At 64.6% G+C, this 26,054-nt stretch carries 25 protein-coding genes; 3 read left to right on the top strand and 22 right to left on the bottom strand.

All coding sequences use genetic code 11. From position 1 onward, the window contains the following. Window positions 1-24: 24 nt before the first annotated feature. A complete protein-coding gene (locus ACT6QU_RS05165) occupies window positions 25-600 on the bottom strand; it encodes a GDYXXLXY domain-containing protein (protein WP_444562948.1) in 576 nt (191 codons plus the stop codon). After that, on the bottom strand, window positions 597-1,709 hold the full coding sequence (locus tag ACT6QU_RS05160; protein ID WP_444562947.1) for a DUF2157 domain-containing protein: 1,113 nt from the start codon (window positions 1,707-1,709) through the stop codon (window positions 597-599). Before ACT6QU_RS05160 ends, ACT6QU_RS05165 begins: the two co-directional genes overlap by 4 nt. 224 nt (window positions 1,710-1,933) lie before the next feature. Here ACT6QU_RS05160 and ACT6QU_RS05155 point away from each other — a divergent pair, with 224 nt between their 5' ends. After that, window positions 1,934-2,074: a DUF1127 domain-containing protein gene (locus ACT6QU_RS05155; protein WP_081718860.1), complete on the top strand. Its 141-nt coding sequence runs from the start codon at window positions 1,934-1,936 to the stop codon at window positions 2,072-2,074. Window positions 2,075-2,205: 131 nt separating this feature from the next. On the opposite strand, the gene ACT6QU_RS05150 is transcribed toward ACT6QU_RS05155, so the two are convergent. Then, on the bottom strand, window positions 2,206-2,808 hold the full coding sequence (locus tag ACT6QU_RS05150; protein WP_444562946.1) for a hypothetical protein: 603 nt from the start codon (window positions 2,806-2,808) through the stop codon (window positions 2,206-2,208). Window positions 2,809-2,888: 80 nt separating this feature from the next. Here ACT6QU_RS05150 and trmFO point away from each other — a divergent pair, with 80 nt between their 5' ends. After that, complete coding sequence (gene trmFO / locus ACT6QU_RS05145; RefSeq protein ID WP_444562945.1) at window positions 2,889-4,298, top strand: methylenetetrahydrofolate--tRNA-(uracil(54)-C(5))-methyltransferase (FADH(2)-oxidizing) TrmFO; 1,410 nt, start codon at window positions 2,889-2,891, stop codon at window positions 4,296-4,298. On the opposite strand, the gene ACT6QU_RS05140 is transcribed toward trmFO, so the two are convergent. The 6 genes from ACT6QU_RS05140 to yajC form a co-directional block, all read right to left on the bottom strand. Then, the gene (locus ACT6QU_RS05140) at window positions 4,299-5,234 is read right to left on the bottom strand and encodes a sterol desaturase family protein (protein ID WP_444562944.1); all 936 of its coding nucleotides are present in this window, start codon (window positions 5,232-5,234) and stop codon (window positions 4,299-4,301) included. Further along, window positions 5,227-5,682 (bottom strand): hypothetical protein, encoded by a 456-nt coding sequence (locus ACT6QU_RS05135; protein WP_444562943.1) that lies wholly within the window; start codon window positions 5,680-5,682, stop codon window positions 5,227-5,229. Before ACT6QU_RS05135 ends, ACT6QU_RS05140 begins: the two co-directional genes overlap by 8 nt. A gap of 62 nt (window positions 5,683-5,744) precedes the next feature. Beyond that, on the bottom strand, window positions 5,745-6,557 hold the full coding sequence (locus tag ACT6QU_RS05130) for a phytoene/squalene synthase family protein (RefSeq protein WP_444562942.1): 813 nt from the start codon (window positions 6,555-6,557) through the stop codon (window positions 5,745-5,747). Continuing rightward, entirely contained in the window at window positions 6,557-6,946 is a 390-nt protein-coding gene (locus ACT6QU_RS05125; protein ID WP_444562941.1) for an Mth938-like domain-containing protein, read from the bottom strand. Before ACT6QU_RS05125 ends, ACT6QU_RS05130 begins: the two co-directional genes overlap by 1 nt. A 4-nt stretch (window positions 6,947-6,950) precedes the next feature. Next, window positions 6,951-9,506, bottom strand: a complete 2,556-nt coding sequence (gene secDF / locus ACT6QU_RS05120; RefSeq protein WP_444562940.1) for a protein translocase subunit SecDF — start codon at window positions 9,504-9,506, stop codon at window positions 6,951-6,953. 153 nt (window positions 9,507-9,659) lie between these two features. Beyond that, window positions 9,660-9,998 (bottom strand): preprotein translocase subunit YajC, encoded by a 339-nt coding sequence (gene yajC / locus ACT6QU_RS05115; RefSeq protein ID WP_024585625.1) that lies wholly within the window; start codon window positions 9,996-9,998, stop codon window positions 9,660-9,662. 203 nt (window positions 9,999-10,201) lie between these two features. On the opposite strand from yajC, the gene ACT6QU_RS05110 reads away from it, so the two are divergent. Continuing rightward, window positions 10,202-11,035 (top strand): ATP-binding protein, encoded by an 834-nt coding sequence (locus ACT6QU_RS05110; protein WP_444563017.1) that lies wholly within the window; start codon window positions 10,202-10,204, stop codon window positions 11,033-11,035. A 149-nt stretch (window positions 11,036-11,184) separates the two neighbouring features. Here the strand turns inward: ACT6QU_RS05110 and ACT6QU_RS05105 are convergent, their stop codons facing one another. From ACT6QU_RS05105 to argS, 13 genes are all read right to left on the bottom strand, one after another. Beyond that, entirely contained in the window at window positions 11,185-12,477 is a 1,293-nt protein-coding gene (locus ACT6QU_RS05105; protein WP_444562939.1) for a peptidoglycan DD-metalloendopeptidase family protein, read from the bottom strand. 103 nt (window positions 12,478-12,580) lie between these two features. Next, window positions 12,581-13,231: a protein-L-isoaspartate(D-aspartate) O-methyltransferase gene (locus tag ACT6QU_RS05100; RefSeq protein WP_444562938.1), complete on the bottom strand. Its 651-nt coding sequence runs from the start codon at window positions 13,229-13,231 to the stop codon at window positions 12,581-12,583. Beyond that, window positions 13,228-13,989, bottom strand: a complete 762-nt coding sequence (gene surE, locus ACT6QU_RS05095; RefSeq protein WP_444562937.1) for a 5'/3'-nucleotidase SurE — start codon at window positions 13,987-13,989, stop codon at window positions 13,228-13,230. The genes ACT6QU_RS05100 and surE overlap by 4 nt, the downstream gene beginning before the upstream one ends. A gap of 11 nt (window positions 13,990-14,000) precedes the next feature. Then, the gene (gene serS, locus ACT6QU_RS05090; RefSeq protein WP_444562936.1) at window positions 14,001-15,305 is read right to left on the bottom strand and encodes a serine--tRNA ligase; all 1,305 of its coding nucleotides are present in this window, start codon (window positions 15,303-15,305) and stop codon (window positions 14,001-14,003) included. 66 nt (window positions 15,306-15,371) lie between these two features. Further along, window positions 15,372-16,199 (bottom strand): twin-arginine translocase subunit TatC, encoded by an 828-nt coding sequence (gene tatC, locus ACT6QU_RS05085; RefSeq protein ID WP_444562935.1) that lies wholly within the window; start codon window positions 16,197-16,199, stop codon window positions 15,372-15,374. Further along, the gene (gene tatB / locus ACT6QU_RS05080; RefSeq protein WP_444562934.1) at window positions 16,196-16,813 is read right to left on the bottom strand and encodes a Sec-independent protein translocase protein TatB; all 618 of its coding nucleotides are present in this window, start codon (window positions 16,811-16,813) and stop codon (window positions 16,196-16,198) included. Before tatB ends, tatC begins: the two co-directional genes overlap by 4 nt. A gap of 35 nt (window positions 16,814-16,848) precedes the next feature. Then, window positions 16,849-17,076, bottom strand: coding sequence for a twin-arginine translocase TatA/TatE family subunit (locus ACT6QU_RS05075; RefSeq protein WP_024585633.1), 228 nt, complete (start codon window positions 17,074-17,076; stop codon window positions 16,849-16,851). A 36-nt stretch (window positions 17,077-17,112) separates the two neighbouring features. Further along, window positions 17,113-18,222, bottom strand: coding sequence for an ABC transporter ATP-binding protein (locus tag ACT6QU_RS05070; protein WP_444562933.1), 1,110 nt, complete (start codon window positions 18,220-18,222; stop codon window positions 17,113-17,115). 35 nt (window positions 18,223-18,257) lie between these two features. Next, on the bottom strand, window positions 18,258-18,974 hold the full coding sequence (gene scpB / locus ACT6QU_RS05065) for an SMC-Scp complex subunit ScpB (RefSeq protein WP_444562932.1): 717 nt from the start codon (window positions 18,972-18,974) through the stop codon (window positions 18,258-18,260). 1 nt (window position 18,975) lies between these two features. After that, a complete protein-coding gene (locus ACT6QU_RS05060; protein WP_444563016.1) occupies window positions 18,976-19,743 on the bottom strand; it encodes a segregation and condensation protein A in 768 nt (255 codons plus the stop codon). A gap of 50 nt (window positions 19,744-19,793) precedes the next feature. Then, the gene (nagZ, locus tag ACT6QU_RS05055; protein WP_444562931.1) at window positions 19,794-20,807 is read right to left on the bottom strand and encodes a beta-N-acetylhexosaminidase; all 1,014 of its coding nucleotides are present in this window, start codon (window positions 20,805-20,807) and stop codon (window positions 19,794-19,796) included. A gap of 81 nt (window positions 20,808-20,888) precedes the next feature. Beyond that, window positions 20,889-24,146 carry an SPOR domain-containing protein gene (locus tag ACT6QU_RS05050; protein WP_444562930.1) on the bottom strand — a complete coding sequence of 1,086 codons (3,258 nt, stop codon included), beginning with the start codon at window positions 24,144-24,146 and terminating at the stop codon, window positions 20,889-20,891. Window positions 24,147-24,251: 105 nt separating this feature from the next. Continuing rightward, window positions 24,252-26,006 (bottom strand): arginine--tRNA ligase, encoded by a 1,755-nt coding sequence (gene argS, locus ACT6QU_RS05045; RefSeq protein WP_444562929.1) that lies wholly within the window; start codon window positions 26,004-26,006, stop codon window positions 24,252-24,254. Window positions 26,007-26,054: the final 48 nt, after the last annotated feature.

Below are 26,054 nucleotides of genomic sequence, written 5' to 3'. Positions count from 1 at the left end.
CTTTTTTCTGGTCGCTCGAGACATCTAGAAGAGCGGTTCGCGATAGATGGCGCGGCCATCGTGGAGAAGCGCCTTGATCTGGGCCGTGCCGTCCTCATCGACGGCCGCCACGATCTCGAAGCGATCCTGCCGCATAGCGTCCTCGATCGCCCTGCCCTCGCCCTCCGGCACGTAGTAGCGCTCGATGCCGTAGGCGACCTGAACCGTCGCCTCGCCCGAGCCGGGCTCGCTGGTGACAATGCCGCGCAGATCGATCTCGTTTTCGAGCCGTTCGGCAGCGGGTGGTTCGTCGAGCAATGCTGCAACGGGTGCAAACGAGCCGTCATCGTCGCGCGACAGGCGCACGTAGACCCAGCGGCCTTTCAGGTCGCGCCCGTCCGTCTCCCCGATCAGCGACCGGTCGATGCGGGAAATCGGATAGCCGAGGACGACATAGTCGCCGCGCAGGAGATCGCGCGGGTCGACCGGCTCGACGGCGAGGCGGATTTCGGTTCCCTCGCGCAGGATGCCCGCGCGGCAGAGGATCATCGAGCCGAGGAAGCCGATCTGGACCGCTGCAAGACCAAGGGCGATGGCGAAAATCCTGGCTGGGCGTCTCATGTCGATGCGCCTTCCTGCGCCGGAGGTGCCATCCGTCGCTCGAAGCGCGTCACCAGCCGGGCGAAAATGGCGAGCGCGATCGCGGCGAGCGTCAGGAAGCCGAATGTACCGAGCATCGTGCCGACGGTCTGGACATAGATGAAGATGAGTTCGCCGGCGAAGGCGACATAGACCAGCCGCCGGACGCCGCTGCTCTCCTTCCCGCCAAGCAGAAGCGCTGCCGTCAGTCCGGCGAACATCAGGCTTGCAACGACCACCAGTCCCGGGCCCTCGTGCCACTCGACATGGAGAAGCACGCCGGCGAGAACGAAATATTGCAGCATCGACAGTTCGAGGCCGAGATGGGGTGCGGCACTCCTCTCGCCGCGCCAGTCGAGACGTGTCGCGGCGGCGAAGCCGAGCGCGGCCAGCGCCATGGTGACGATCGGCACCGCGACGCCCCAGGCGATGAAGAGCACGGTCACATAGGCGCCGAAGGCTAGAAGCGCCAGATCGCGCGCCAGGGCGACGCGCGTATGGAGTGAAACGATCCAGCCGGCTGCCAGCATCAGCGGGAAGAGATGCGCCGACAAAGGCAGGTTCGCTTCGATCCCGCCCCAGTCTCCGAGGCCGGCTATGAGCCAGACCACGGCGAGCAGGATCGAGGCCATCGTTAGCGCGCGCGAGCGCAGCGCGACCGCCGAACCGATCGCCGACAGCCACCAGACGAGGTAAAGCCCGCTCTCGCTGCCCGACAGATGGTACATCTGGCCGACCAGAGCCATGCCGGCCGCAAACGCCGCCGAGCCGATCAGCCACAGCGCGTCGGCAAGATAGCGTCTGCCCAGCATGGAGGCCCATGCGCCAAGGCCGTTCGCCGCGAGGATAATGGTCGCGATCAGCCCGACACGCGCCAGACGCGGCATCGCTTCCCAGTTCGCGGCGATGAAGATCAGGAGTGCGGCCGAAAAGAGCAGCGCCGACATCACGATCAGGACGCCGGAAACGGCAAATCCCCCGTTTCGCGTGGCGACGTCGTGACGAAGGCGCTCAGCCAGTTCGGCATCGATCAACCCGCGCTTTTTCCAGTCTTCGATTTCGCGCTGCACAAAGCGGTTGCGTCGCGTCATGCAAATTCCCTTCAAACCCCTGCCCTGGCGGGGATATGACGCCTTACGACTGCGCCCGAATCGTGGCGCCTGCCCACTTTCGACACAGCTCCTAACAGCCATTAATGGTGCAATGCACAAATTGCATCGCAGGCATGCAGAAACTGCACTTCAAATATGCAGGTGCCGGGATTATCTGCACGTCATACCGCAAGAACAACAGCAAACACGAAACGAGACCGACCATGAACCTGATCCGCAACTACCGCAACTGGCGCCGTTACCGCGACACCGTCAACGAACTGAGCCGCCTGTCGACCCGCGAACTCAACGACCTCGGCATCGCCCGTGGGGACATTCCGTTCGTCGCCCGCAAGGCCGTCTAACGATACAATCAGTTCCGCTCGTCCCGTCTCCTCCCCGGGGCTCGAGCGCGAAAGACCGGCGATTATCCTCCTCCCGATCGTCGGTCCACATCAGCGGCGCTCCCGGTCCTCCCCCGGTGAGCGCCGTTTTCTTATCTGCGGCCCATCCGGCCGCGCCCCAGCCATTCCTCCAGACGCATGACATCCGGTGGCCCGCCCGCGGGCTCGTACCAGCTATCCACGGCCCAGCGCTGCCCGCCCTTGTCGCGAATGACGGCGGTCGCGTGGAAATAGCGTCCATCGAAGATGACCCCGCGCGTCACGTTGGTCTGCACTGTGTGGTGCTTCAGCAAACCGTTCGATTCGAGATAACGCAGGAAGGTGCGGGTGTTGGTGGATTCGTCGATGCAGTCCATCTGGCCGTGCTGGCCGGTTTGCGACAGGTCGGATTTCGGCTTGTCCGCGACGCCCAGCCGTGCCGTCGCCGCATTCTCGAAGACCTGCACCGCCTTGCGGATCGCATCGCGCTCTGCCGCGGCATCCGCATTTGCTGCGAACAGGGCGCGAAGGCGTTTCTGGTCGTCCGCCGAGAAGGTCAGTGCCGTCTGGTTGCGGCAGTCGAAGCCGTGGCAGACCGTGATCCGGCCGGTCGACACGTTCGCGATGTCGTCATTGTAGTTGGACGAAACGGAGGTGCAGCCGGCCGCTATTGCTGCGAGGGCCGTGAGGAGAGCGAATCGCGACGACAGGGTCATCCGTCTTCGTAGCATCCGCCTCCCGCATCGCAACGGAGCTTTGATTTGCAAAGGCGCGCGCTGTGGATTATCTCGCCGCAATGAGCACACAACCTGTACACGTCATCGGCGGCGGCCTTGCCGGTTCCGAAGCCTCCTGGCAACTCGCCCAAGCCGGCGTTCCCGTCATCCTGCACGAGATGCGCCCCGTTCGCGGCACCGACGCGCACAAGACCGAAGGTCTTGCCGAACTCGTCTGTTCGAACTCGTTCCGTTCCGACGACGCCGAGACCAACGCGGTCGGGCTTCTCCATGCCGAGATGCGCCTTGCCAATTCGCTGATCATGTCCTGCGGCGACGCCAACCAGGTGCCGGCAGGCGGTGCGCTCGCGGTCGACCGCGACGGCTTTTCCGACGCCGTGACGGCCAAGCTCGAAGCCCATCCGTTGATCACTATTCGGCGCGAGGAGGTCGACGGCCTGCCGCCCGCGGAATGGGACAAGACGATCATCGCCACCGGCCCCCTCACCGCGCCCTCGCTGGCAGCGGCGATCGCGGAAGCCACAGGTGCCGATGCCCTCGCCTTCTTCGACGCCATCGCGCCGATCGTCCATTTCGATTCCATCGACCTCGACGTCGCCTGGTTCCAGTCGCGTTACGACAAGGTCGGTCCCGGCGGCACCGGCAAGGACTACATCAACTGCCCGATGGACAAGGACCAGTACCTCGCCTTCGTCCAGGCGCTGATCGACGGCGGCAAGACCGAGTTCAAGGAATGGGAAGGCACGCCCTATTTCGACGGCTGCCTGCCGATCGAGATCATGGCCGAGCGCGGTGTCGAGACGCTGCGGCACGGCCCGATGAAGCCGATGGGCCTGACCAACGCGCACAATCCCGAGGTCAAGGCCTATGCCGTCGTCCAGCTTCGTCAGGACAATGCGCTCGGCACGCTTTACAACATGGTCGGCTTCCAGACGAAGCTGAAATATGCCGAGCAGACCCGCATCTTCAAGATGATCCCGGGCCTGGAAAATGCAGAGTTCGCGCGGCTCGGCGGGCTCCACCGCAACACCTATCTCAATTCGCCGACGCTGCTCGACGGCTCGCTTCAACTGAAGTCGCGACCGGGACTGCGCTTTGCGGGCCAGATCACCGGCTGTGAAGGCTATGTCGAGAGCGCGGCCATCGGCCTTCTCGCCGGCCGCTTCGCCGCTGCCGAGCGTCTGGGGCAACCCCTGCCCGTGCCGCCGCTGACGACCGCGTTCGGCGCGCTGCTGAACCACATCACCGGCGGCCACATCGTCAGCGACGAGGAGCCGGGCAAGCGCTCCTTCCAGCCGATGAACGTCAATTTCGGCCTCTTCCCGCCGATCGAAGCGCCGAAGTCGGAAGGCAAGCGCTTGCGCGGCAAGGAAAAGACCAACGCCAAGCGCCGCGCCATCACCGCGCGCGCGCTCGTTGATGCGCGCGAATGGCTCGGCGTCGCGCCCGCGCGCGAAGCGGCGGAATAGCTACTCCGCCGCCGGCAAGCCGGGCTTGCCGGCCTCGCCCGGATGGCGCTTCACATAGGCGGCCTTGATCGTCTGCGAGGTCTCGCGCGACCCGTCATGGCTCCAGCCCGGCGGCTGGAACAGATAGTTCAGCCGCTCGGAAATCGTCAGCCCCGGCTGCGCGGCGTCCTTGAACATGCCGACCCATTCGTGGAACGCCACCTTCACCGGATTGTACGTGCCGATGTTCCTCACGATGCCGTAGCGCGGCGCATCCTCCTGCAACTCCTCGACGAATGTCCCGAACATCCGGTCCCAGACGATCAGGGTGCCGGCATAGTTGGCGTCGAGATAGCGCGGGTTGGTCGCGTGATGGACGCGGTGGTGCGATGGCGTGTTCATGATGAACTCGATCGGCCGCCACATCTTGCCCACCGTCTCGGTGTGAATCCAGAACTGCCAGACGAGGTTGAAGCCGAAGACGAAGGCGATCACCGCCGGGTGGAAGCCGAGCAGCACCAGAGGCACCTGCAGCACGAACATGCCGGTGAAGAGCCCGGTCCAGCTTTGCCGCAGCGCAGTCGACAGATTGTAGTGCTGGCTGGAGTGATGATTGACGTGCTCCGCCCACACCCAGCGCACCCGATGCGCGATGCGGTGGTAGGCATAGTAGCGCAAATCGTCGAGCAGGAAGGCGGTGAGGAACACCCACCAGCCGAGGCCGAGGTCGAACAGCCGGAACTGCCAGACCCACAACAGCGCGGCGAACGACACGACGCCGAGCAGGATGCCGGCCACGACGTTGCCGGTGCCCATGAGAAGGCTCGTCAGCGTGTCGCGGGTCGAGAAATCTCCCTTTGCCCTCCCCGTCCGCACCAGCCAAAGCTCGATCAGCATGGCGAGGACGAAGAACGGGATCGCAAGCTGCGTCACCGATGGAAACTGATAGTCATCCATGCCGGACGGACCCGATGTGATAGCGCGGTACGTCGAGGGCGGCCTGCGGGAACCAGCCGGCGACTTCCGCCGCGACGGCCGTGTCGTCGAAGACGTAGCGCCCGCCCCTCCAAGTGAAATCGCGCGGTGAAACGGTGATGGCGGCGTGATCGGCGACGACGCTGGCGGCTAGGTCGGATGCGCCGATTTCCCGCGTCAGGAAATGCTGACCGAAAATCTGGACGTAGCCGACGCGGCCCGGCGTCGAAAGGCGCAGGAACGCGACATCGCGAGTTTGCGTCAGACGCCCGTCGAGCACTTCGGTTTCCGGATAGTCGCCACGATAGGCGGCGATGGCGTCGAACACGGTCTCGAACTGGCCCAAACGGCTGCCGCCCGAATAGTGGACTGCCAGAACCACGACCGCGATGCCGACGACGACGATCGATGTGAGCAGGACAAGGCTCATACCTGGATCTCCTCCCGATCCGGACTTTGCAGGAGGCAAGCGTAGCAGCATTGACGTTTGCGTCAACGCGCCGGCCAGCCTCCAACGCCAACCTTCAGCATCTGCCACCGGCGCCCAAGCGGCCCGGCAAGACGCCCCCCGTGGCGCACGGCAGCCGCCGACGGTGCCAGGGCGATGAAGGCCGGGCGCACCGTGTTGGAAAGCGCGGCGGTGGCTGCAAGAAAGGCGCTGCGATGCTCGCGCGCGATGGCCTGCAGACCCTCGACCGCAGCGCCGGATCGCTCCTCATGTCCCGCTTCGCCAAAATGCTGGCGATCGAGCTTGATCGCAGCCAACAGGTCGCCCGGCAGGTAGGGCCGCAGCCGCGCCGGCTGGTTCCGCCACCGCAAGGCCTGCGTGATGGTCGCCATACAGCCGCCATGGCCGCAGGCGTCGGCAGCGCGGCTCGCCGTGTCGCGGTCGAGGACCATCGCGGCAAGCTGGAGCATGATCCCGCTCGTCTCGCCGCAATAGGCTTCGAGATCACCGCGCGTCGGAAAACCGTCATCGTAGAGATCGAAAAGGCGGGCCTCGAGATAGGTCGAAAAGGCCGTCTTCGGCAGGTCGTAGGTTTGGATCACCGTTGCAAGTTCATCGGCGAGCGGATTGCCCGTTGCACTGTCCCCTTCGGCATCGATCCGATCCTGCCACCAGCGGATGCGGATTTCGCCGGCCATCGGCTCGCGCACCTTGCCGCGCAGCGAGGCGATCTCGGCGTCGAACGCGGCCAGCGCCAGAAGTGCGTTCCGCTTGTCTTGAGGCGCGAAGAGGCTGGCGAAAAACCGGTCCGGATCGTTCTGGCGAACGAAATCCCGGACGAAGACCGCGCTATCCATCACTCGACCGCGATCAGGGCCGCGGCGACGGCGCGCTCCTCGGCGAGGAGTACGTTGAACGTACGAACGGCCGCGCCCGTCGACATCGGGTCAGCGGAGATGCCGGCTTCACGCAAGCGCTTGCGAAGATCGGCCGGCAAGGGGCGCAAATCCGGTCCCATCCCGACGAGCAGGATTTCGATCGCGTCGCTTTCGGCCAGAAGCGGTTCGAAATCGTCGATCATCAGCGCCGCCGGGTCCGCCGGCGTCCAGCCATGAATGCCGGAGGGCAGGCAGAGAATCGATCCGCGATGCGACATGTCGGCAAAGCGGAACCCGCCATTGCCATACGCGTCAATCGGCGCCCGGCCGGGAAAGTGAGCGTCCCGAATGATCAGGCCGTGCCCCATCGGATCAGGCCTGGCTGGGCTGAACCGGCGGAGCGTCGGCCGTCTCGTCCTTCTCGACCTTCGCCGGGCGAAGATTGAACAGGATCAGCAACGGGCCGGCAACGAACACCGACGAATAGGTGCCGACCAGGATGCCGATGATCATCGCGATCGTGAACGACGCGATGACCTCGCCGCCGAACAGATAGAGCGCGAACAGAGCGAGCAACGTCGTCACGCCGGTCAGGATCGTCCGCGACAGGGTCTGGTTCAAGGACAGATCGAGAATGTCTGCGATCGGCATCTTCTTGAATCGCCTGAGATTTTCGCGCACGCGATCGTAGACGACGACCGTATCGTTGATCGAATAGCCGACCACCGTCAGCACCGCGGCGATACTCGTCAGGTTGAACTCGATGCCCAGCAGGACGTAGAACCCGATCAGCATGATCACGTCGTGCAGGGTCGAGACGATGGCGCCGATGGCGAACTGCCATTCGAAGCGCAACCAGATATAGACCAGCATCGCCAGCATCGCGACGATGACCGCGATCGTGCCGTTTCGGGCGAGTTCGCTCGAGATGGTCGGGCCGACGATTTCGACCCGGCGGAATTCGTAGTCCGCTTCGAGCACGCTGCGAACCTGCTGAACCGCCGCCTGTTCTGCGGTGTCGCTTTCAGCATCCTGCGTGCCGATGCGGATCAAGAGCTCGTTCGGGCTGCCGAACTCCTGCACCTGCACTTCGCCGAGGTTGAGATCGGTCAAGCGGCTGCGTACGTCGCCCGCATCCGCAGGCCCTTCCCGCGACTGGACCTCGATGCTCGAGCCGCCACGGAAGTCGATGCCGTAATTCATGTTCACGGTGAAGAACAGTGCGATCGCGGCAACCGTCAGGGCACTCGAGATGAGGAAGCCCCAGTTGCGGACCTTCATAAACGGGATCTTGGTGTCGAACGGGATGTAGCTGACGGCGCCGGCGGGCATTTCGGTCGGGCGCTGCCTGCGAAGCCACCAGGCAATGAGCCAGCGCGTCAGGGTGTAGGCGGTGAAGACCGTCGTGATGATGCCGATGGCGAGGGTGACGGCGAAGCCACGAACCGGGCCAGAGCCGAGGAAGAACAGGATCGCCGCCGCGATGAACGTGGTCAGATTGGCGTCGATGACGGTCGACAGCGCGCGCTGGAAGCCCGAATCGAGTGCCTGGACGATCGATCGTCCCTGGCGGCGCTCTTCACGCACGCGCTCGAAGATGATGACGTTCGAATCGACGGCCATGCCCATCGTCAGCACGATGCCGGCGATGCCGGGCAGCGTCAGTGTCGCGCCGAGCGTCGACAGGATCGCGACGATCATCGCGAGGTTGGCGAGAAGCGCGATGTTGGCGATGATGCCGAGCTTGCCATAAGCGACGATCATGAAGGCGAAGACGAGGAAGCCTGCCAGCAGCGAGGCAATCTGGCCGGCTTCGATCGAGTCCTGGCCGAGGCTCGGGCCGACGGTGCGTTCTTCGATGATCGTCAGATCGGCCGGCAAGGCACCGGCCCGCAACAGAACGGCGAGGTCGTTCGCACCCTGCACGGTGAAGCTGCCGGAAATCTGACCCGAACCACCGAGGATCGGTTCATTGATGCGAGGGGCGGAAATGACTTCGTCGTCGAGAATGATCGCGAAGGGACGGCCGACATTCTGCTGGGTCGCCTGGCCGAAGCGCGTCGCGCCCTGATTGTCGAAGCGGAACGAGACGACGGGTTCGTTCGTCCGCTGGTCGAAGGTCGCCTGCGCGTCGACGAGGTTTTCGCCCGAAACGATGACGCGGTTCTCGATGAGATAGGGAACGCGCGGCTCGTCCGTCGAGTAGAGGACTCGCGTGCCGGCCGGCGGCCGTCCGTTGATCGCATCGTCGACGGAGTTGGTCTGGTCGACCATCTGGAACGTGAGCTGCGCCGTCTGGCCTAGAATCTCCTTCAGCCGTTCGGGGTCCTGAAGGCCGGGAACCTGAACGAGAATTCGGTCCTCGCCCTGGCGCTGGATGATCGGTTCCGTCGTGCCCAGTTCGTTGACGCGCCGGCCCACCACCTCGATCGACTGGTTGAGCGCTGAATTGAGCCGGTATGCGATGCCCTCCGTGCTCAGCGACAGACGGAAAAGGCCCGGTTCCGTTTCGGCCAGATCGACTTCGGTCACGACGCCGGTGCCGAACAGCCCGGAAGATACGGGCTCGGCCAGCGCCTGCAGCGCCGTGCGTGCCGTTTCGATCTGGGCTTCGTCGCGAACGCGAACCTGGACGGTGCTGCCGCTTTCGGTCAGGCCCGTATACCCGACGCCCGCGTCGCGAAGCGAGGTTCGCACATCGTCCCGCACGGTCTCGAGACGATCGTTCGCGAGGCCCTGCCGGTCGATCTGGAGCAGCATGTGCGAGCCGCCCTGAAGATCGAGGCCGAGCGTCATCTGACGCTTGGGCAGCCAATCCGGCAGAGCCGACAGCGTCGATTGCGACGCCATGTTCGGCAGGGCGAAGAGGACGCCCAGGAGCACCAAGAGCCAGATCGAGATCGTCTTCCAGCGGGAAAAGTAAAGCATTGGGCCTCGTAAGGGCAGTTTCGCAACAGGGCTTTGCCGCCCCGCGCCACACATTATCGACTTATCGGCTCAATCGAAGCAAATCCGGCGCAGACCGGCCGCATCGGTGCGCGGCGCTCGGGACCATCGAAGCTCGATGATCCCAAATTGCGACTACTTCTTGGCGTTCTGGTTGGCGACCGGCTCGCCCTTGACGCGGACATCCGCGATCATCGCGCGAAGCGACGTCACCTTGAGACCGTTGCCGAGGTCGATCTCGAGCTCGTTGTCGTCGATCACCTTGGTGACCTTGCCGATCAGGCCGCCGCCGGTGACGACCGTATCGCCGCGACGAATGGCGGTGAGCATTTCGGTGCGCTTCTTCAACTGGGTCCGCTGCGGGCGGATGATCAGGAAGTACATGATCACGAAGATCAGGAGGAAGGGCAGAATGCTGACGAAAATGTCAGGGGCGCCGCCGGCTGCCTGCGCATATGCGGGGGTCACGAACATCGATTGCTCCTGGTGAAAATACGCGAAGGGACCGCATGCGGCGGTCCCGTGAAATCGGCGCGAATATAGTCGCTAAGCCCATCAATGCAACTCTTGTTGCCGCCCGTTACACCGCTTTGCGCATGCGGGCCTGCGTGATAGAGCCGCAGCATCGTACAAGCTGGAGGAAGAGCAAGTTGGATCGCCCTGACGTCGCCCGCCTGATGACGCAACTCGACCGCATCGTCGAAGCCCTCGAACGCATGGGGCCGCGGTTGGTTGCGACGCCCGATTTCGATGCGGCGGATTGCTTCGTCTGGAATGCCGAGGAGCTGTCGCTCGATCCGGTCAGGAAGGTCAGCCGCGTCGCAATCGGCCTGATCAAGGGCGTCGATCGCGTCCGCGACATTCTGCTTGAGAATACGCAGCGCTTCGCTATTGGCCATTCCGCCAACAACGTCCTGCTTTGGGGTGCGCGCGGCATGGGCAAGTCGTCACTGGTCAAGGCCGCGCACGCCGAAGCTGCGGCCACGTCCCCGGCCCTCAAGCTGATCGAGATTCATCGTGAGGACATCGACACCCTGCCCCGGCTGCTCGGCCATCTGAAAGACACGCCGTACCGCTTCATCCTGTTCTGCGATGACCTGTCCTTCGATCACGACGACACGTCCTACAAATCGCTCAAGGCGGCGCTCGAAGGCGGGGTCGAGGGCCGGCCGGATAGTGTCGTCTTCTACGCGACCTCCAACCGGCGCCATCTCCTGCCCCGCGACATGATCGACAATGAGCGCTCGACGGCGATCAATCCGTCGGAGGCGGTCGAGGAGAAGGTGTCGCTGTCCGACCGCTTCGGCCTCTGGCTCGGCTTCCACAAATGCTCGCAGGACGACTACCTGGCGATGATCGACGGGTACGCCGCGCATTTTTCGCTCGACGTACCGCGTGAGGAGTTGCATCGCGACGCGCTGGAATGGGCCACGACGCGCGGCGCGCGTTCGGGCCGGGTCGCCTGGCAGTTCACGCAAGATCTGGCGGGACGGCTCGGGCGCAGCCTTTGACGCGCAACGCAAATTGCCCGCCCCGCAAGCGGGACGGGCAGACGCGATCCTGGACTGGAGACTAAACAGGCAGCGTCGAACGCCGGCCACTTCGTGCGGCGAGGCGTCGATACCTCGCACCGCACAAATGTGGCCAAATCATTGCCCGCCTATTCGAGATAGCCGGCCGGGTTGACGGGGGCGGAGTCCTTGCGGACCTCGAAGCGCAGCTTGGGCGCCTCGGCATTGCCGCTCATGCCGGACGTCGCGATCTGCTGGCCGCGCGTGACCTTCTCGCCGCGCGCCACTTTGAGGTCGCTCGCATGTCCGTAGACGGTGACGAGGCCGTTGTCGTGGCGCACCAGAACCGTGTTGCCGAATTCCTTGAGCCCGTCGCCCGCATAGATGACGACGCCATTTTCGGCGGCCATGACCGGCGTTCCGTTCGGGACCGAGATGTCGATGCCGTCGCCGCTCTGCGCGGAGCCGAAATTCGAGATCACGCGGCCGCGGACCGGCCAGCGCATCTTGCCGACGCCGGTCGAGTCGGGCGCGACCGCCGCACCGTCCTTGACGGCCGATTCGACAGACGCCTGAGCCGAGGATGACGGCGCGTATGCTGCCTCCTGCGCACGCGGCGGCTGCGCTGGCTGCTGCGGCGCCGGGGTGGCGTTGGTGACGACGGGATCGCGCGGCGGCGCGGCTGCAACCTGCGTCGTCGCCTGCGCCGAGCCGCCCGGAATGGTCAGCGTCTGGCCGATGCGGATGAGCCCGCTGTCGAGATTGTTCGCCCGCTTGATGGCATCGGCGGAGACGCCGGTGCGCCGCGAGATTGCGGACAGCGTGTCACCGGAGGCGACCGTGTAGCTCGATCCACCTGCGGCACCGGGAGCCGGCGCGGCCTGCGGCTGGGGCTGCGCGCCCGCGCCGCCAACGGTCGGCGTCTGCGGCAGCACGGCAACCTGCGTCTGGCCCGGCTGCTGCGGCTGCGTCGGAGACGGAAGGGCGTTCGACGCCGGCTGAATGGGTGCCGGCTGGTTGACCTGCGGAGCGGCAGCCATCTGCGCGCCGGAAGGCGGCGCCAGCGTGGCGCGACCAACGGGGGAAGCGGCAACGCCCTGGTTCGCATAAACCGGCTGCGACTGCTGGTAGACCGGCTGCTGCTGGGTTGCGTAGACCGGCTGTCCGCCGCCTACTGTCGCCGCCGGGACCGGAGCACCGCGCTGGCCGTTGCGCGTGACCGAACCGGTGTAGGTCTGGTCGACGCCGGCAACCTGCTGATTGCCCGGATAGGGCTGCGAGACCGGCGCGACGGCAGCCGCGCTGTTCGACGTCCCGGTGAAGAGTGAATCTTGGAAGCGCTGGACATTGGAGCTGCAACCGGCAGCCAGGCCGCCAACCACCGCAATTGCGGCGCTGCGCAGGAGAATCCGTCGCGTCTGATGAGAAAGGCCGAAGCACATGGCAGAACCCGCAATTACCCGATACCAACTGATCTGGATTAAAGCGCGTTAATGTTACTGGCCGGTTAAATTCGACGGCTTATTCGTGGCATTTCAAGGGAAATCAGATGACCGCGGCCACGCCTTTGACGATCGGCTGGAAACGGACGCGGCCGATGTCCTCGCGCTCGAAACGGCTGCCGACCTTAGTCAGCCGCGTCAATGCCTGTTCGTCCTCGGCGGGGCCGATCGCGGCGATCATGATGCCGTTGCTCGACAACTGGTCGACGAAATGGCGCGGCAGCGCGTCGAAGGCACACCAGGCGATGATGCGGTCGAACGGACCTTCGGCGGCAACGCCGGAAAGGCCGTCGGCATGTCGCACGATGACATTTTGCAGACCGAGCGATTCAATTCGCGCCTGCGCCTGTTCGGCCAGCGTCTTGTAGCGCTCCAGCGAGAGCACCCTGCCCGCGATCCGGCCGAGGATCGCCGCCGTGTAGCCCGAGCCCGTCCCGATTTCGCAGACGCGCAGCCCGGGCTGGACCTGGAGCGCGCCAAGACATTGCGCCTGCAGATCGATGCCTTCGATCGCCTCGCCGCATTCGATCGGCAGGAAGCGTCGCGACCAAGCGTCGGTCTGCCACTGGCTGGGGACGAAGCCTTGCCTCGGCGTCGCCTCGATCGCCGCGATCAGTTCGCGGCCGGTGATGCCCAGCGCGCGGGCACGCAGCAGGAATGCGGCAAAGCCTTCGCGCTCGACCGTGTCCGTCATGACGCGAGCGCCTTTGCGAGCTGATCCTTGACCTCGTGGGCGGTCAGGTCGAGATGCAGCGGCGTCACCGAGATATGATTGTCGCGCAGCGCGGCCAGATCCGTGCCTTCGCGGATTTCGGACGGCTCGCGGCCGAATCGCAGCCAGTAATAGGGAAAGCCACGACCATCGCGCCGCTTGTCGAGCCAAAGGCCGTGGATGCGCTTGCCCTGGCCGGTGACGACCGCGCCCTTCACATCGCCGGGCGGACAGTTCGGGAAGTTGATGTTGAGGAAGATGCCCGCCGGAAGCGACGCGTCGAGCATGCGGCGCAGGATGGCGGGCGCGTGCGTTTCGGCCGTCTCCCAGTGCAGCGTGCGGCCTTCCTCGGTCACGTTGTAGCCCTGGCTCAGCGCGATCGACGGAACGCCGAGAAGCGTACCCTCCATCGCGCCCGCGACCGTGCCCGAATAGGTGACATCGTCGGCGACGTTGGAGCCGGAATTGACGCCGGACAGGATCAAATCCGGTGGCTCGGGCAGGATTTCGCGTACGCCCATGATGACGCAGTCGGTCGGCGTGCCGCGCACGGCGAAATGCCGATCCGAAATCTTGCGCATCCGCAGCGGCTCGGACAGCGAGAGCGAGTGTGCGAAGCCCGACTGGTCGGTTTCCGGCGCCACCACCCAGACGTCGTCGGAGAGTTCCCGCGCGATCCGCTCTAGAACCTGCAATCCTTCGGCATGGATGCCGTCATCATTGGTGAGCAGAATGCGCAAGGTGACTTCTCCTATTTGACGCCGATCTTTTCGAGCCCGCCCATATAGGACCGCAAGGCTTGCGGGACGGTGACGCTTCCGTCCTCGTTCTGGTAATTTTCCATGACCGCGATCAAAGCGCGGCCGACGGCGGTGCCCGAGCCGTTCAGCGTGTGGACGAAGCCTGTCCCCTTACCGTCCGCGCGGCGGAAGCGTGCATTCATACGCCGCGCTTGGAAGTCGCCACAGACCGAGCAGGACGAAATCTCGCGATAGGCGTTCTGACCCGGCAGCCAAACCTCGATGTCGTAGGTCTTGCGCGCGCCGAAGCCCATATCGCCGGTGCAGAGCGTCACGGTGCGGAACGGCAGGTCGAGACGCTTCAGCACCTCCTCGGCGCAGGCCGTCATCCGCTCGTGCTCGGCGATCGATTCGTCCGGCGCGGTGATCGAGACGAGCTCGACCTTGTAGAACTGGTGCTGGCGCAGCATGCCGCGCGTGTCGCGCCCGGCCGAGCCGGCTTCCGAGCGGAAGCAGGGCGTCAGCGCCGTCATGCGCAGCGGCAAGCGGTCGTTGGCCAGTATTTCCTCGCGAACCATGTTGGTCAGCGAGACTTCGGCTGTTGGAATAAGGCCGAGCCGACCTTCGCCATGCTTGGCGAAGAACAAGTCTTCCTCGAATTTCGGAAGCTGGTTGGTGCCGAACAGCGCCTCGTCGCGCACCAGCAGCGGCACCTGCATCTCGGTGTAACCATGCTCGCTCGTGTGCAGGTCGAGCATGAACTGGCCGAGCGCGCGTTCAAGCCGCGCGATCTGGCCCGACAGAACCGTAAAGCGCGAACCCGAAAGCTTCGCCGCGCGCTCGAAGTCCATTTCGCCGAGCGCTTCGCCGATCTCGAAATGCTCGCGCGTCCAGTTGGTCTTCGGCTTCGGCTCGCCGATCCGGCGGACCTCGACATTGTCGTTCTCGTCCTTGCCGAGCGGAACGTCGTCGAGCGGGATGTTGGGCAGGATGGCGAGCGCGTCGCTCATGGCGCGGTCGAGATCACGCTCGGTCGCCTCGCCATTCTGGACGAAGGCCTTGATGTCGGCGACTTCGGCCTTCAGCCGCTCGGCGAGCTCCATGTCGCCGGAGCGCATGGCATTGCCGATCTCCTTGGACGCGGCGTTGCGGCGTTCCTGCTTTTCCTGGAGGGCGACGAGATGGGTGCGGCGCGCCTCGTCATGGCCGATGATCTCCTCGACCTTTGCGGCGGCCTCGTCCTTCGTCCAGCCGCGCTTTTCGAGAGCGGCGGAAAGCGCTTCGGGCTTTTCGCGAATCCATTTGATGTCGAGCATTGGCAGAGCGTCCCGGTATATGTCAGGGAGTGGCCGTGGCCGAACGATGACGGGTCCGGCGAGCGCCTAGACCTCGGAGGATGCAGCTTCCGCCTTTTCGCGGGCGATGCGCTCCAGTTCGCGCTTGCGTTCGAGCCTGCGGGCAATCCAGATGGAGACCTCGTAGAGAAGGATCGTAGGCAGCGCAAGACCGATCTGGCTGACCGGATCGGGCGGCGTGATGACGGCCGCGACGACGAAGGCGGCGACGATCATGTACTTGCGTTTGTCGGCCAGCCCCGCGGCGGTGACCATGCCCACACGCGCCATCAGCGTCGTCACGACGGGAAGCTGGAACACCAGCCCGAATGCGAAGATCAGCGTCATGATGAGGCTAAGATATTCCGAAACGCGCGGCAGGAGCGAAATCTGGATTTCCTGGTCCGGACCCACCTGCTGCATCGACAGGAAGAACCACATCACCATCGGCGTGAAGAAGAAATAGACCAGCGCGGCGCCCATCAGGAACAGGATGGGCGATGCGATCAGGAACGGAAGGAACGCGGCGCGCTCGTTCTTGTAGAGGCCCGGCGCGACGAATTTGTAGACCTGATTGGCGATCAGGGGAAACGCCAGAACCATACCGCCGAACATGCCCAGCTTGATCTGGGTGAAGAAGAATTCCTGCGGCGCGGTGTAGATCAGGTCGACGCTCTTCGGGTCGAGCCCTGCCCACTCGGTCGCCCACTGGAACGGAATGACGAGCAGGTTGAAGAGTTCGCGGGCGAAGAAGAAGCAGATCAGGAAGGCGACGAAAAAACCGATCAGCGCCCGGATCAGCCGCGAGCGCAGCTCGATCAGATGGTCTAGCAGCGGTGCCGAACTCGACTCGAGGTCGTCGTCTTTGGTGGTCACTTGTCCGCCTTCGCCTTGGCCGTGATCGTCTTGGCTGCTTTCGCCGCCGGTTTTGCCTTTGCGGCGGCAGGCTTGACCGCTGCCACCTTCGTCGGCGCGGCCGCGCCATTGCCCTTCGCGGCAGCCTTGGCAACCGGGGTCTTTGCGGGTCGCGCGGCCTTGACCGGTGCCTTTGCCGCACCCGGAGCAGGTTTCGTCACAGACGGTGCATTCGTCATCGCCTCGGGCATTGCCGTCGCGCCGGTCTTCAGCGGCTCTGCCGGCTGCGGCGTCGAGGCGGGCTTTTCGGCGGAGATGGGCGTCGAAGGCTTCATCGCCTTGTCGAGCCCGGATCGCACATCCTTGGCCGCCTGCTCCATCGGGTTCAGCGCCTTCTTGATCTCCGACGCCGGATTGAGCTTGCGTGCGTCATCGGCCAGCGACTTCAGATCCTGAAGGTCGGCTTCCTTGATCGCCTCGTCGAATTGCTTGCGGAAATCGCCCGCCATCGAGCGCACCGTCGACATCGTCTTGCCGAAGGAGCGCAGAAGGCGCGGCAAATCCTTCGGACCCACGACCACGATCAGTACGATCGCGATGACGAGGATTTCGGACCAGCTAAGATCGATCATCATTCATGTCCGCGTCAGGCGTTGCGGCCTTCTCGCGATCAGGACGACGTCTTTCCGACCTTGTCCTTGCCGGTCGGCGCCATCGGCTCGTCGGCGCGGTGGTCGAGCGTCTTGGTCCCGACATCCTCGTCGTCGGCCATGCCCTTCTTGAAGCTCTTGATGCCCTTGGCCATGTCGCCCATCAGCTCGGGAATCTTGCCCCGGCCAAAAAGAAGAAGGACGACGACGAGCACGATGAGCCAGTGCCAGATCGAGAAGCTACCCATGATCACTCTCTTTCGAACAATTCGTTCGTTCTTGACTTATGCGTTTTCGGAACGGCTTTCAAACACGAGAACATCAGACTTTCTGACGTTTAGCCAGACGTCCCGGCTCGACCGGGGCAACGCGCCGCAGCGGATGCGTGCCCGCACGTGTCGCTCAGCCCCTTGAACCGCAAGTTCCAGCAATTCCACCACCCCGAGGAAACGGCGTGATATCACCCGCGCCGGGATTTCGCCAACGCTTTCCGTCACATCGAATGCCGAAAGCCGTGTGGCGACCGCAACGCCGACGCCATCTTGAAACCCGTTTGCGTCGAAAATACCGATCGGCGTCTCGACGCGTCCTGACAACGCGCGGCCGTCGAAAATATTCAGTTCCGAAAAGAAACCCGCCGCAAAAAGATTGACGGGGGCGTTGAAGAGTTGCTCGGCGGTGCCGGTCTGGACGAGCTCGCCGTCCTTGAGTAGCGCAATCCGATCACCCATCCGCATCGCCTCCTCCGCATCATGCGTGACGACGATCGCCGTCGAGCGGCTCTGGCGCAGGATGCCGAGCGTTTCGGCGCGAACCTGGTCCTTCAGACGCGAATCGAGGCCGGAGAACGGCTCGTCCATCAACAGGACGCCGGGCCGCGGCGCGATGGCGCGGGCAAGCGCCACGCGCTGCTGCTCCCCGCCCGAAAGCACGTGCGGATAGGCGTCGGCATAGGATTCGAGGCCGACGCGCTCGAGCGAGATCAACGCTTCCCGTTTCGCTTCGACGCGCGACAGGGCAGTCAGCCCGAATTTCACGTTTTCGAGGATCGTCAGATGCGGAAAGAGGGCGAAATCCTGGAAGACGAGCCCGACCGAGCGTTTTTCCGGGGGAACGAACAGGTCAGGCCCGGAAATCTCGCGGTCGTTGAGAAGAACGCGCCCGCTCGTCTGGGTTTCGATGCCCGCGGCGATCCGCAGCAGTGTCGTCTTGCCGGACCCGGAAGGGCCGAGCAGGCACAGGACTTCGCCAGGCTCGGCCGTCAGCGAAACATTGCGCAGGGTCTGGGCGTGCGAATTGAAGGAATGGGAGACGTTCTCGAAGGCGAGGCGCGACGCAAAGGTCACGCCCGCGGTGACGCGCCCGTCCTGCCTGCGTTCGATCGTTTCAGCCACGTGACCTCCGACGCCGCATCCCGCGGCGTTCCGGGTCAATCATCCTCGACCTTGGGTGTCAACAGGCCGAGTTCCTCGAGGTCGATGTCGGTCAGCGGCTCCTCGTCATCGCCGTAGAGGCCGGGATCGGCGGGCGGCTGGGGAATGTGGAGATTGGCCGGCAGACGTGCCGACAGGAGCCCCGCTCCGCGCAACTCGTCCATGCCCGGCAGATCGCGGATTTCGCTCAAGCCGAAATGGTCGAGGAAGGCTTCGCTGGTGCCGTAGGTGACCGGCCGGCCTGGCGTCTTGCGGCGGCCGCGCATCCGCACCCAGCCCGTTTCGAGCAGCGTGTCCAGTGTTCCCTTGGCGGTCTCGACGCCCCTTATATCCTCCATTTCGGCGCGGGTGACCGGCTGGTGGTAGGCGATGATGGCGAGGACTTCGAGGGCGGCGCGGGAGAGCTTTTTCTGCTGAACCTGGTCGCGGGCGAGGAGGAAGGAGAGGTCCGAGGCGGTGCGGAACGCCCACCCCTCGCCGACCCGGATCAGGTTCACGCCACGGACCGAATAGAGCTTCTGGAGTTCCGTCAGGACGGTGCCGATATCGACGTCATTTGGGAGTTTATCCCTCAAATGACGGGCTGAAACCGGCTCGGACGAGGCGAAAATGAGCGCTTCGGCCATCCGAATGGCTTCAAAAAGTGCCGAATCGGCCGATTTCGAGCTCGTTTGTCCCGAGAATGCGATGATTTTTCCGGTGTTCGGGTCCATCTCAGGCGCTTCTCGACTTCAGATAGAGCGGCGCGAAGGCACCGTCCTGACGAACCTGAAACTGTCCTTCGCGAACGAGTTCGAGCGTCGCGGCGAACGAACTCGCAATCGCGCTCGCCCGTTCCTCGGGCGAGACGACGTAGTCGATCAGGAAGCGGTCGAGTGCTGTCCACTCGGTGAAGTTTCCGATCAGGCGCGTCAGGAGTTCGCGCGCGTCCTTCAAAGACCAGACGCCGCGCTTGGCGATTCGCACATTGGTCACTGCCGCGCGCTGGCGCTTGGAGGCGTAGGCGGTCAGGAGGTCGTAGAGCGAGGCGGTGTAGGTGTTTTCGCGGCGGATCGCGATCGGTTCGGGCATGCCGCGGGCGAAGATTTCGCGGCCGAGATGGTCGCGATTCATCAAGCGATTGCCGGCCTCGCGCATGGCTTCGAGCCGGCGCAGGCGAAATTGCAGCACGGCGGCCAGCTCGTCGCCGCTCTGGCCTTCGTCGGATTCCTTGTGCGGAATCAGGAGCTTGGATTTCAGGAAGGCGAGCCAGGCGGCCATGACGAGATAGTCGGCGGCAAGCTCGATGCGCAGGTGCCGCGCGCGCTCGACGAAGGTCAGATATTGCTCGGCGAGCGCCAGCACCGAAATGCGGGCGAGATCGACCTTCTGGCTGCGGGCAAGGTGCAGCAGGAGATCGAGCGGGCCTTCGAAGCCGTCGACGTCGACGACCAGCGCGGGGTCCGACGCGGCGCGACCGTTCTCGTCCCAGAATTCTTCCAGGGGGAGCGTCGGGGTGACGGCGGGCGTATCCTTGGCCAATCCCAATCCTTCTAGGCCGCGATCAAATCCTCGAACTCGCGGCGCAATGCAATCCTGTCGTCGTCACCGCCATTGGCGATGGCCGCCATGGCGCGTGTCGCGCGCTGCTTCGCCTCTCCCGAAAGAACGGGCGCAGCGGCGGCGACCGGCGCCATTTCGTCCATCACGCCGTTGCAGTGAAGAACGACATCGCAGCCCGCGGCAAGCGATGCGCGGGTGCGGGTGGCGAAATCCCCAGAAAGCGCCTTCATGGAGAGGTCGTCGCTCATCAGGAGGCCGTCGAAGCCGATCTCACCGCGGATGAAGTCGCGAATCGCGCGGGGCGATGTCGTTGCGGGATTGTCGGCGTCGATCGCCGTGTAGACGACATGGGCCGTCATCGCGGCGGGCGCGTCCTTCAATGCCTTGAAGGGCAGGAAATCATGAATGCGCAACTCTTCCAGCGACGCATCGACGACGGGGAGCGCGTGGTGACTGTCGGAGAAGGCGCGGCCGTGGCCGGGAATGTGCTTGATGACGGGCATCACGCTGCCCGCCAGGAGCCCATCTGCCGCCGCCTTTCCGAGAACCGCGACGGCCTTCGGGTCACGCGAATAGGCGCGATCGCCGATGACGTCGTGCGAGCCTTCGATCGGAACGTCGAGGACGGGAAGGCAATCGGCGTTGATGCCGTATTGCATCAAGTCCAGTGCATGGAGGCGCGACATCAGCCAGGAGGCGCGAATGCCCGCCTGCGGGTCGGACGCATGGATGCGGCCAAGGACATCGGCCGGAGGATAGTGACCCGCGAGTGGCGGGCGCAGGCGCTGGACCCGGCCGCCTTCCTGATCGATGAAAACCGCCGCGTCGGGGCGGCCGATACAGTCACGCAGGTCGGCGACGAGATCGCGAATCTGCTCGGGCTCGGACAGATTGCGCGCGAACAGGATGAACGCCCACGGCGCCTCGCCCTGGAAGAAGGCGCGCTCCTGTGGCGTCAGAACGGTGCCCGAGGCACCCAGGATGAGGGCTTTCGAATCGGTCATGTCTCAACCATGGCATGGAGTTTTCGGCCGTCAATCGGCCCTTGAAGCAGAAGGCCGGGCGATCGGCCCGGCCTTGGATGTCTATCGCGAGACGAAGCAGTTTCCGCCGGCACCCTTGAAGCTTTCGCAGAGCCGGACGGCTTCGTCGCGCGTCGCGGCGGGAATGCGCACGCGATAGAAGGTGCCCATGCCGTCGATGTCGGCCCGCACGATGTTGACGCCCTTGCCTTCGAGCACCGAGCCGTAGCGGCGAGCCAGATCCTGATAGGCGCTCTGTGCGCTTTCGGCGGTCGGCTGCGAGGCGATCTGCATCGACCATTCTCCGACGGCCGGCGCTGCGGACGCGCTTTGCGCCACGGGCGCCTGCGTCGCGGGTGCGGCAGCGGCGACCTGGACGGGAGCCGGCTGGGCGGCGGGAGCCGCCGATGCCTGCGGCCGCGAGGGGACCACGCCGACCGTGTCCGGCATGACCGGATCGTCGGCAAGGACTTCGCCCGGCGGCACGATCGTGCCGATCGGCTGCGCATCCTGGACCAGCGGAACGGCCGTCCCCTGCCCGGCTGCGGCAGCGATCGTCGTGGCCTCGAGTTCCGCGCGGGTTGCCGCGGCCGGAACCTCGTCGCGGGGAACGAGCGTGCCATCGGGGCGGACGACCATGGTGCGAACGCGGCGCGGTGCGATCTCGATGCTGTCTTCCTCGATAATGTCCTCGACGCTCCCAAGGCGCTCGTCGTTCTTGACCGAGGCGAGCATGTTCGTCGCGTCCGCTTCGTCGAGCATCGGAATCTCTTCCATGCCGACGAGCGGGAAATCGTTCATCGGTTCGGAGGGCGTGACGGCCGCGCGGACATCCATCGGCTCCTCAGCTGACGTGACGAGTTGCTCCTGTCCGCCGCCGGGCACGCCGGTGGCGCCGGTTGCGCGCTGATAGGCCTGGCTGTTCTGGTTGGGAACCGTCGCGCCGCCGCGATTTTCCGGGCGCACGCGAACCGGCTCGGAGTCGGCGCGGACGACGACGGGCGCGCCGTTGCCGATCGGGCCGCCGACGGCGAAATAGCCAAGACCGCCGATGATCGCGACTGCGGCGACACCGCCGAGAATGAAGTATTTGCGGCGCAGGCCATCCTTGGGTGCAGGCTGCTGGACCTCGAAATCGGCATCCGGATCGTCGTCGAAATCCACATCGCCGAATTCACCCGCGCCGGACTGCGTATTCTGTTCGGGCGTATAGGCGTAGTCGCCGTCAACGAAATAGCCCTGTAGCGGAACCTGTTCTGGGACAGCCGACGTGGCCGGGGTGGGCTGGGCCGTCGGGGTTTCGTCGTCCGTCGCAAGGCTGCCGAACGCCACGTCGAGCTCTGCTTCGAGGTCGTCGGGCGAGAACAGAGGCGTGACTTCCTCCTGCTCCGCGAGTTCGGGGATTTCCAGGTCGTCGACCATCGCTACCGGCTGGTCGTCGACATCGACGGTCTCGATTTCCGGAGCGACCGGCCGATTGGCCCGCGCCATTCCAAAGAGAGGCGTTGCCGGCTGGGGCGCTTCCACCGGCCGCGACGAAGACGATTTATCACCGCCGCCGAATCGGGCCATGGCGGCAGGAGCAAGTGCGGCCAGCATGGCGAGCGGACCGGTCTTTTTCGTCACGACCGGCTCGTTGCTCGCCGATGTGGCATAGGCGGCGACCGGCGTCTCATCGAAGCTGTCCGTCGCCTCCGGCTCGAAGGCGCCTGGAACGTCGTCGTCCTGCCAGCCTTCGGTTTCCAGTTCGCTCAGATCGAACGTATCCGCCTCGGCGCCGTGCAGTTCGGGTTCGTCGAACTCGAGGTCGAGAGCCAGATCGATTTCGTCAGTGGCGAAATCGAGATCGGGTTCGATCGTGGATTGCGCTTCGACCGTGTCAGGCTGCTGCCAATTCGGCGCAGCGTCCGCGGCGGAAAGAGCCGGCGGGGGCTCGTCACCACCCAGAAGCGCGCTCAACTCGTCCTCGAGGCTCAGCGGCTCCGGTTCACTCGCAACGGGCGCAGGTGCCGAAATCTCAGCATGCTGGACAGGCGCGGCGAAAGGCGAAACATGCGCTTGGGACGATGTCGGCTCCGGCTCGATTTCGGCTCCAAGCCAGCTTTCGATATCGTTCAGGACGTCATCGTCATCGACAATCTCGCGCCGCAACTGCGGCTCGAAAGGCGAGGACAGTTCGGACGCTGTCGGGATCGAAACGGATTCGACCGGGCCTTCGGTTCGCAGGTCGAGGGGCGCCCATGCAGGGGCATGTTCCTCGTCGTGTGATAATTCAAGATCCTGGGCGTATTCGGACTGTTCTTCATGGTCGGCAGCGGGGCCGGCCTGCAGGACATCGTCATGCGAAAATGCCGGGGCTTCGTTCGATGCCTCCGGCTCATCGAAGATCGGATGATCGTCCTGCGCCAGCGCGTCGTCGCGCGAGACGTAGCCGGAAGTGTCCACGTCCACCGGCGTCGAGGCGAAGACTTCGTCGGATGGCCAGGAATCCGTGTGGCCAATGATCGGCTCGTCCGCGACGGCAGGCGCGTCGGGGGCGATTTCCAGATCGGGATCGAAATCGAAATCGTCGTCGGAGAAGGCGTCCAGTTCCGGATCGGCCGCCGCGAAGTGCGGTGCGGACGGCTCCGGGAACGGGTCGCGATCGTCGTTCACCTCGTCAAAGGAAATCGGATCGGCAACAAGCTGCTGGGTGCCGCCGAGTTCGACTTCTGGTTCACCGGCCAGGTCGAAATCTGCGAAGGCGCGGTCGAAATCGTCGGCTTCGGGCTCTTCGATCGCTGCCTCTTCCGCGAGTTCGGGAACCGAGGCGAACAGCGCATGGGAGCGCGCGTCGAAGTCCTCCGGAACGTCTTCCTCGGCCTCGAACGACACGATGGGTTCGGCAGCCGCGTCGGCCGCCGACAGGGGCAGATGCGGCCCCTCGTCCGACATGTCGAGCTCGAATGCCATATCGAGATCTTCCAGTGCGGAGGGGTCGACGGGCTCATCAAGCTGCGAGTGGTCGAACTCAGGCTCATCGAAATACGGTTCATCGAATGCGTGCGCCTCGATCGCCGGTTCGGCTTCGGCGGGCTCCGGCTCGTATGCGGGTTCGCGCGACCAGTGATCCGCAACCGTCGTTGCGACCGGAGCCTGATCCGGCTCGTCGAAATCGCCGAGCAGCTCGCGCTCCAGATCGATATCGAAGCTTTCATTGGCTGCGAAGGCCGGCTCCTGCGCGGCGGGGCGCGGCGCGTCGGCCATGCGCATCAGCTCGGCAAAGGGATCATTGTCCAGAAAACCGGACTCGTCGGGGCGCTTGAAAGGATTGTCTGCCATGCTTTTTCCCGCACTCGCACTCGGTCGGACGCCGGCGACGTCTCAATGGATCTTGGCCGCTACCAAGGCAATGTGGGCAAAAGGTGACACTTTCCCTAGAGGCAATCAGCGCATTTCGGAGGGAGCATCCGCCCCGACCAGCGCGAGCCCCGACGAAAGAACGTTGGACACCGCCTGCACCATTCCGAGCCTGGCACGCGTCAATTCTGGGTCGTTAACCTTAATAAAGCGTAAGTCATTGTTGTCCGTACCGCGGTTCCAATGGCCGTGGAGCGCGCTGGCAAGGTCGTAAAGATAGAATGCCAGCCGGTGCGGCTCCTGAGCAAGGGCCGCCGATTCGATCAGGCGTGGATATTCGACGAGCTTGCGGATGAGGGCCAGTTCGCCCTCGTCGGTCAAGCGATGCGCGGCGGCCTTCATCGCGGCCTCGTCGATCCAGTCCGTGCCGAGCTGCTCCTTGGCCTGGCGGAAGACCGAATGGCAGCGCGCCGAGGCGTACTGGACATAGAAGACCGGATTGTCCTTCGATTGTTCGGTGACCTTGGCGAAGTCGAAGTCCAGCGGTTCGGAATTCTTGCGGTAGAGCATCATGAAGCGGATCGCGTCGCGGCCCACCTCGTCGACGACGTCGCGAAGGGTGACGAACTCCCCTGCCCGCTTCGACATGCGCACAGGCTCGCCGTCGCGGAAGAGCTTGACCAACTGGCACAGCAGGACGGTGACTTCCAGCTTGTCGCCGGCGAGCGCCTTGGCGAGCGCTTCCAGCCGCTTGACGTAGCCGCCATGGTCCGCGCCGAGGATGAAGACAAGTTCGTCGAAGCCGCGCTGGTACTTGTCCTTCATGTAGGCGACGTCGGCGGCGAAATAGGTGAACTGGCCGTCCGACTTCATCAGCGGACGGTCGATGTCGTCGCCGACGCCGGTGGATTTGAACAGGGTCTGCTCGCGGTCTTCCCAATCGTCCGGCAACTGTCCCTTCGGCGGCGGCAGCTTGCCCTTGTAGACGTGGCCCTTGAGGGTCAGGTCGTTGATCGCCGACAGGATCGCGCCGCCGTTCGCGCCGTGCAGGCTGCGTTCGGAGAAGAACACGTCGTGGTGGACGTTGAGCGCGGCCAGATCCTCGCGGATCATGGCCATCATGGCGTCGATCGTGCGGTCCTTGACGAGGGCCAGCGCTTCTTCGGACGGCATTTCGAGGAGCTTGTGGCCGAATTCCTTGGCCAGCGCCTGGCCGACCGGCACGAGATAGTCGCCGGGATAGAGACCGGCCGGGATTTCGCCGATGCGCTCGCCGAGCGCCTCGCGATAGCGCACCATCACCGACTGGGCGAGCACGTCGATCTGCGCGCCGGCGTCGTTGATGTAGTATTCCTTGGTGACGTCATGGCCGGCAAATGCGAGCAGATTGGCCAGCGCATCGCCGACGACGGCGCCGCGGCAATGGCCGACATGCATCGGGCCGGTGGGGTTTGCCGAGACGTATTCGACATTGACCTTGCGGCCGGCGCCGAGGCTGGACCGCCCGTAATCGGTGCCCGCGTCCAGGACCTCACCGAGGCGGGCCTGCCAGAAGGTGTCGTTCAGGCGCAAATTGACGAAGCCGGGGCCGGCGACATCGACCGCGGCGACGTCCGGGTCGGCCTTCAGCGCTTCGGCGAGGCGTTCGGCCAGCGCGCGGGGGCTGGTCTTCGCAGGCTTGGCCAGCACCATCGCAGCGTTGGTCGCTAGGTCGCCGTGGCTTGGATCGCGCGGCGGCTCGACGGTCACGCGCGAAAGATCGACCGTGCCCGTCTCCGTCTGCAGGTCGAAGCTCTGCACGATCTTTTCGATCCGTGCGTTGAATTCGGCGAAGATGTTCATCGAAGGCCAATCTCGTCAGATGAATTCCGCAGCGCGAGACCCGCGCGC

The organism is Aliihoeflea sp. (assembly GCF_052435475.1).
Lineage (GTDB): Bacteria > Pseudomonadota > Alphaproteobacteria > Rhizobiales > Rhizobiaceae > Aliihoeflea.
Note: the sequence above shows the minus strand (reverse complement) of the source record. Positions and strands in the feature narration are given on the sequence as shown.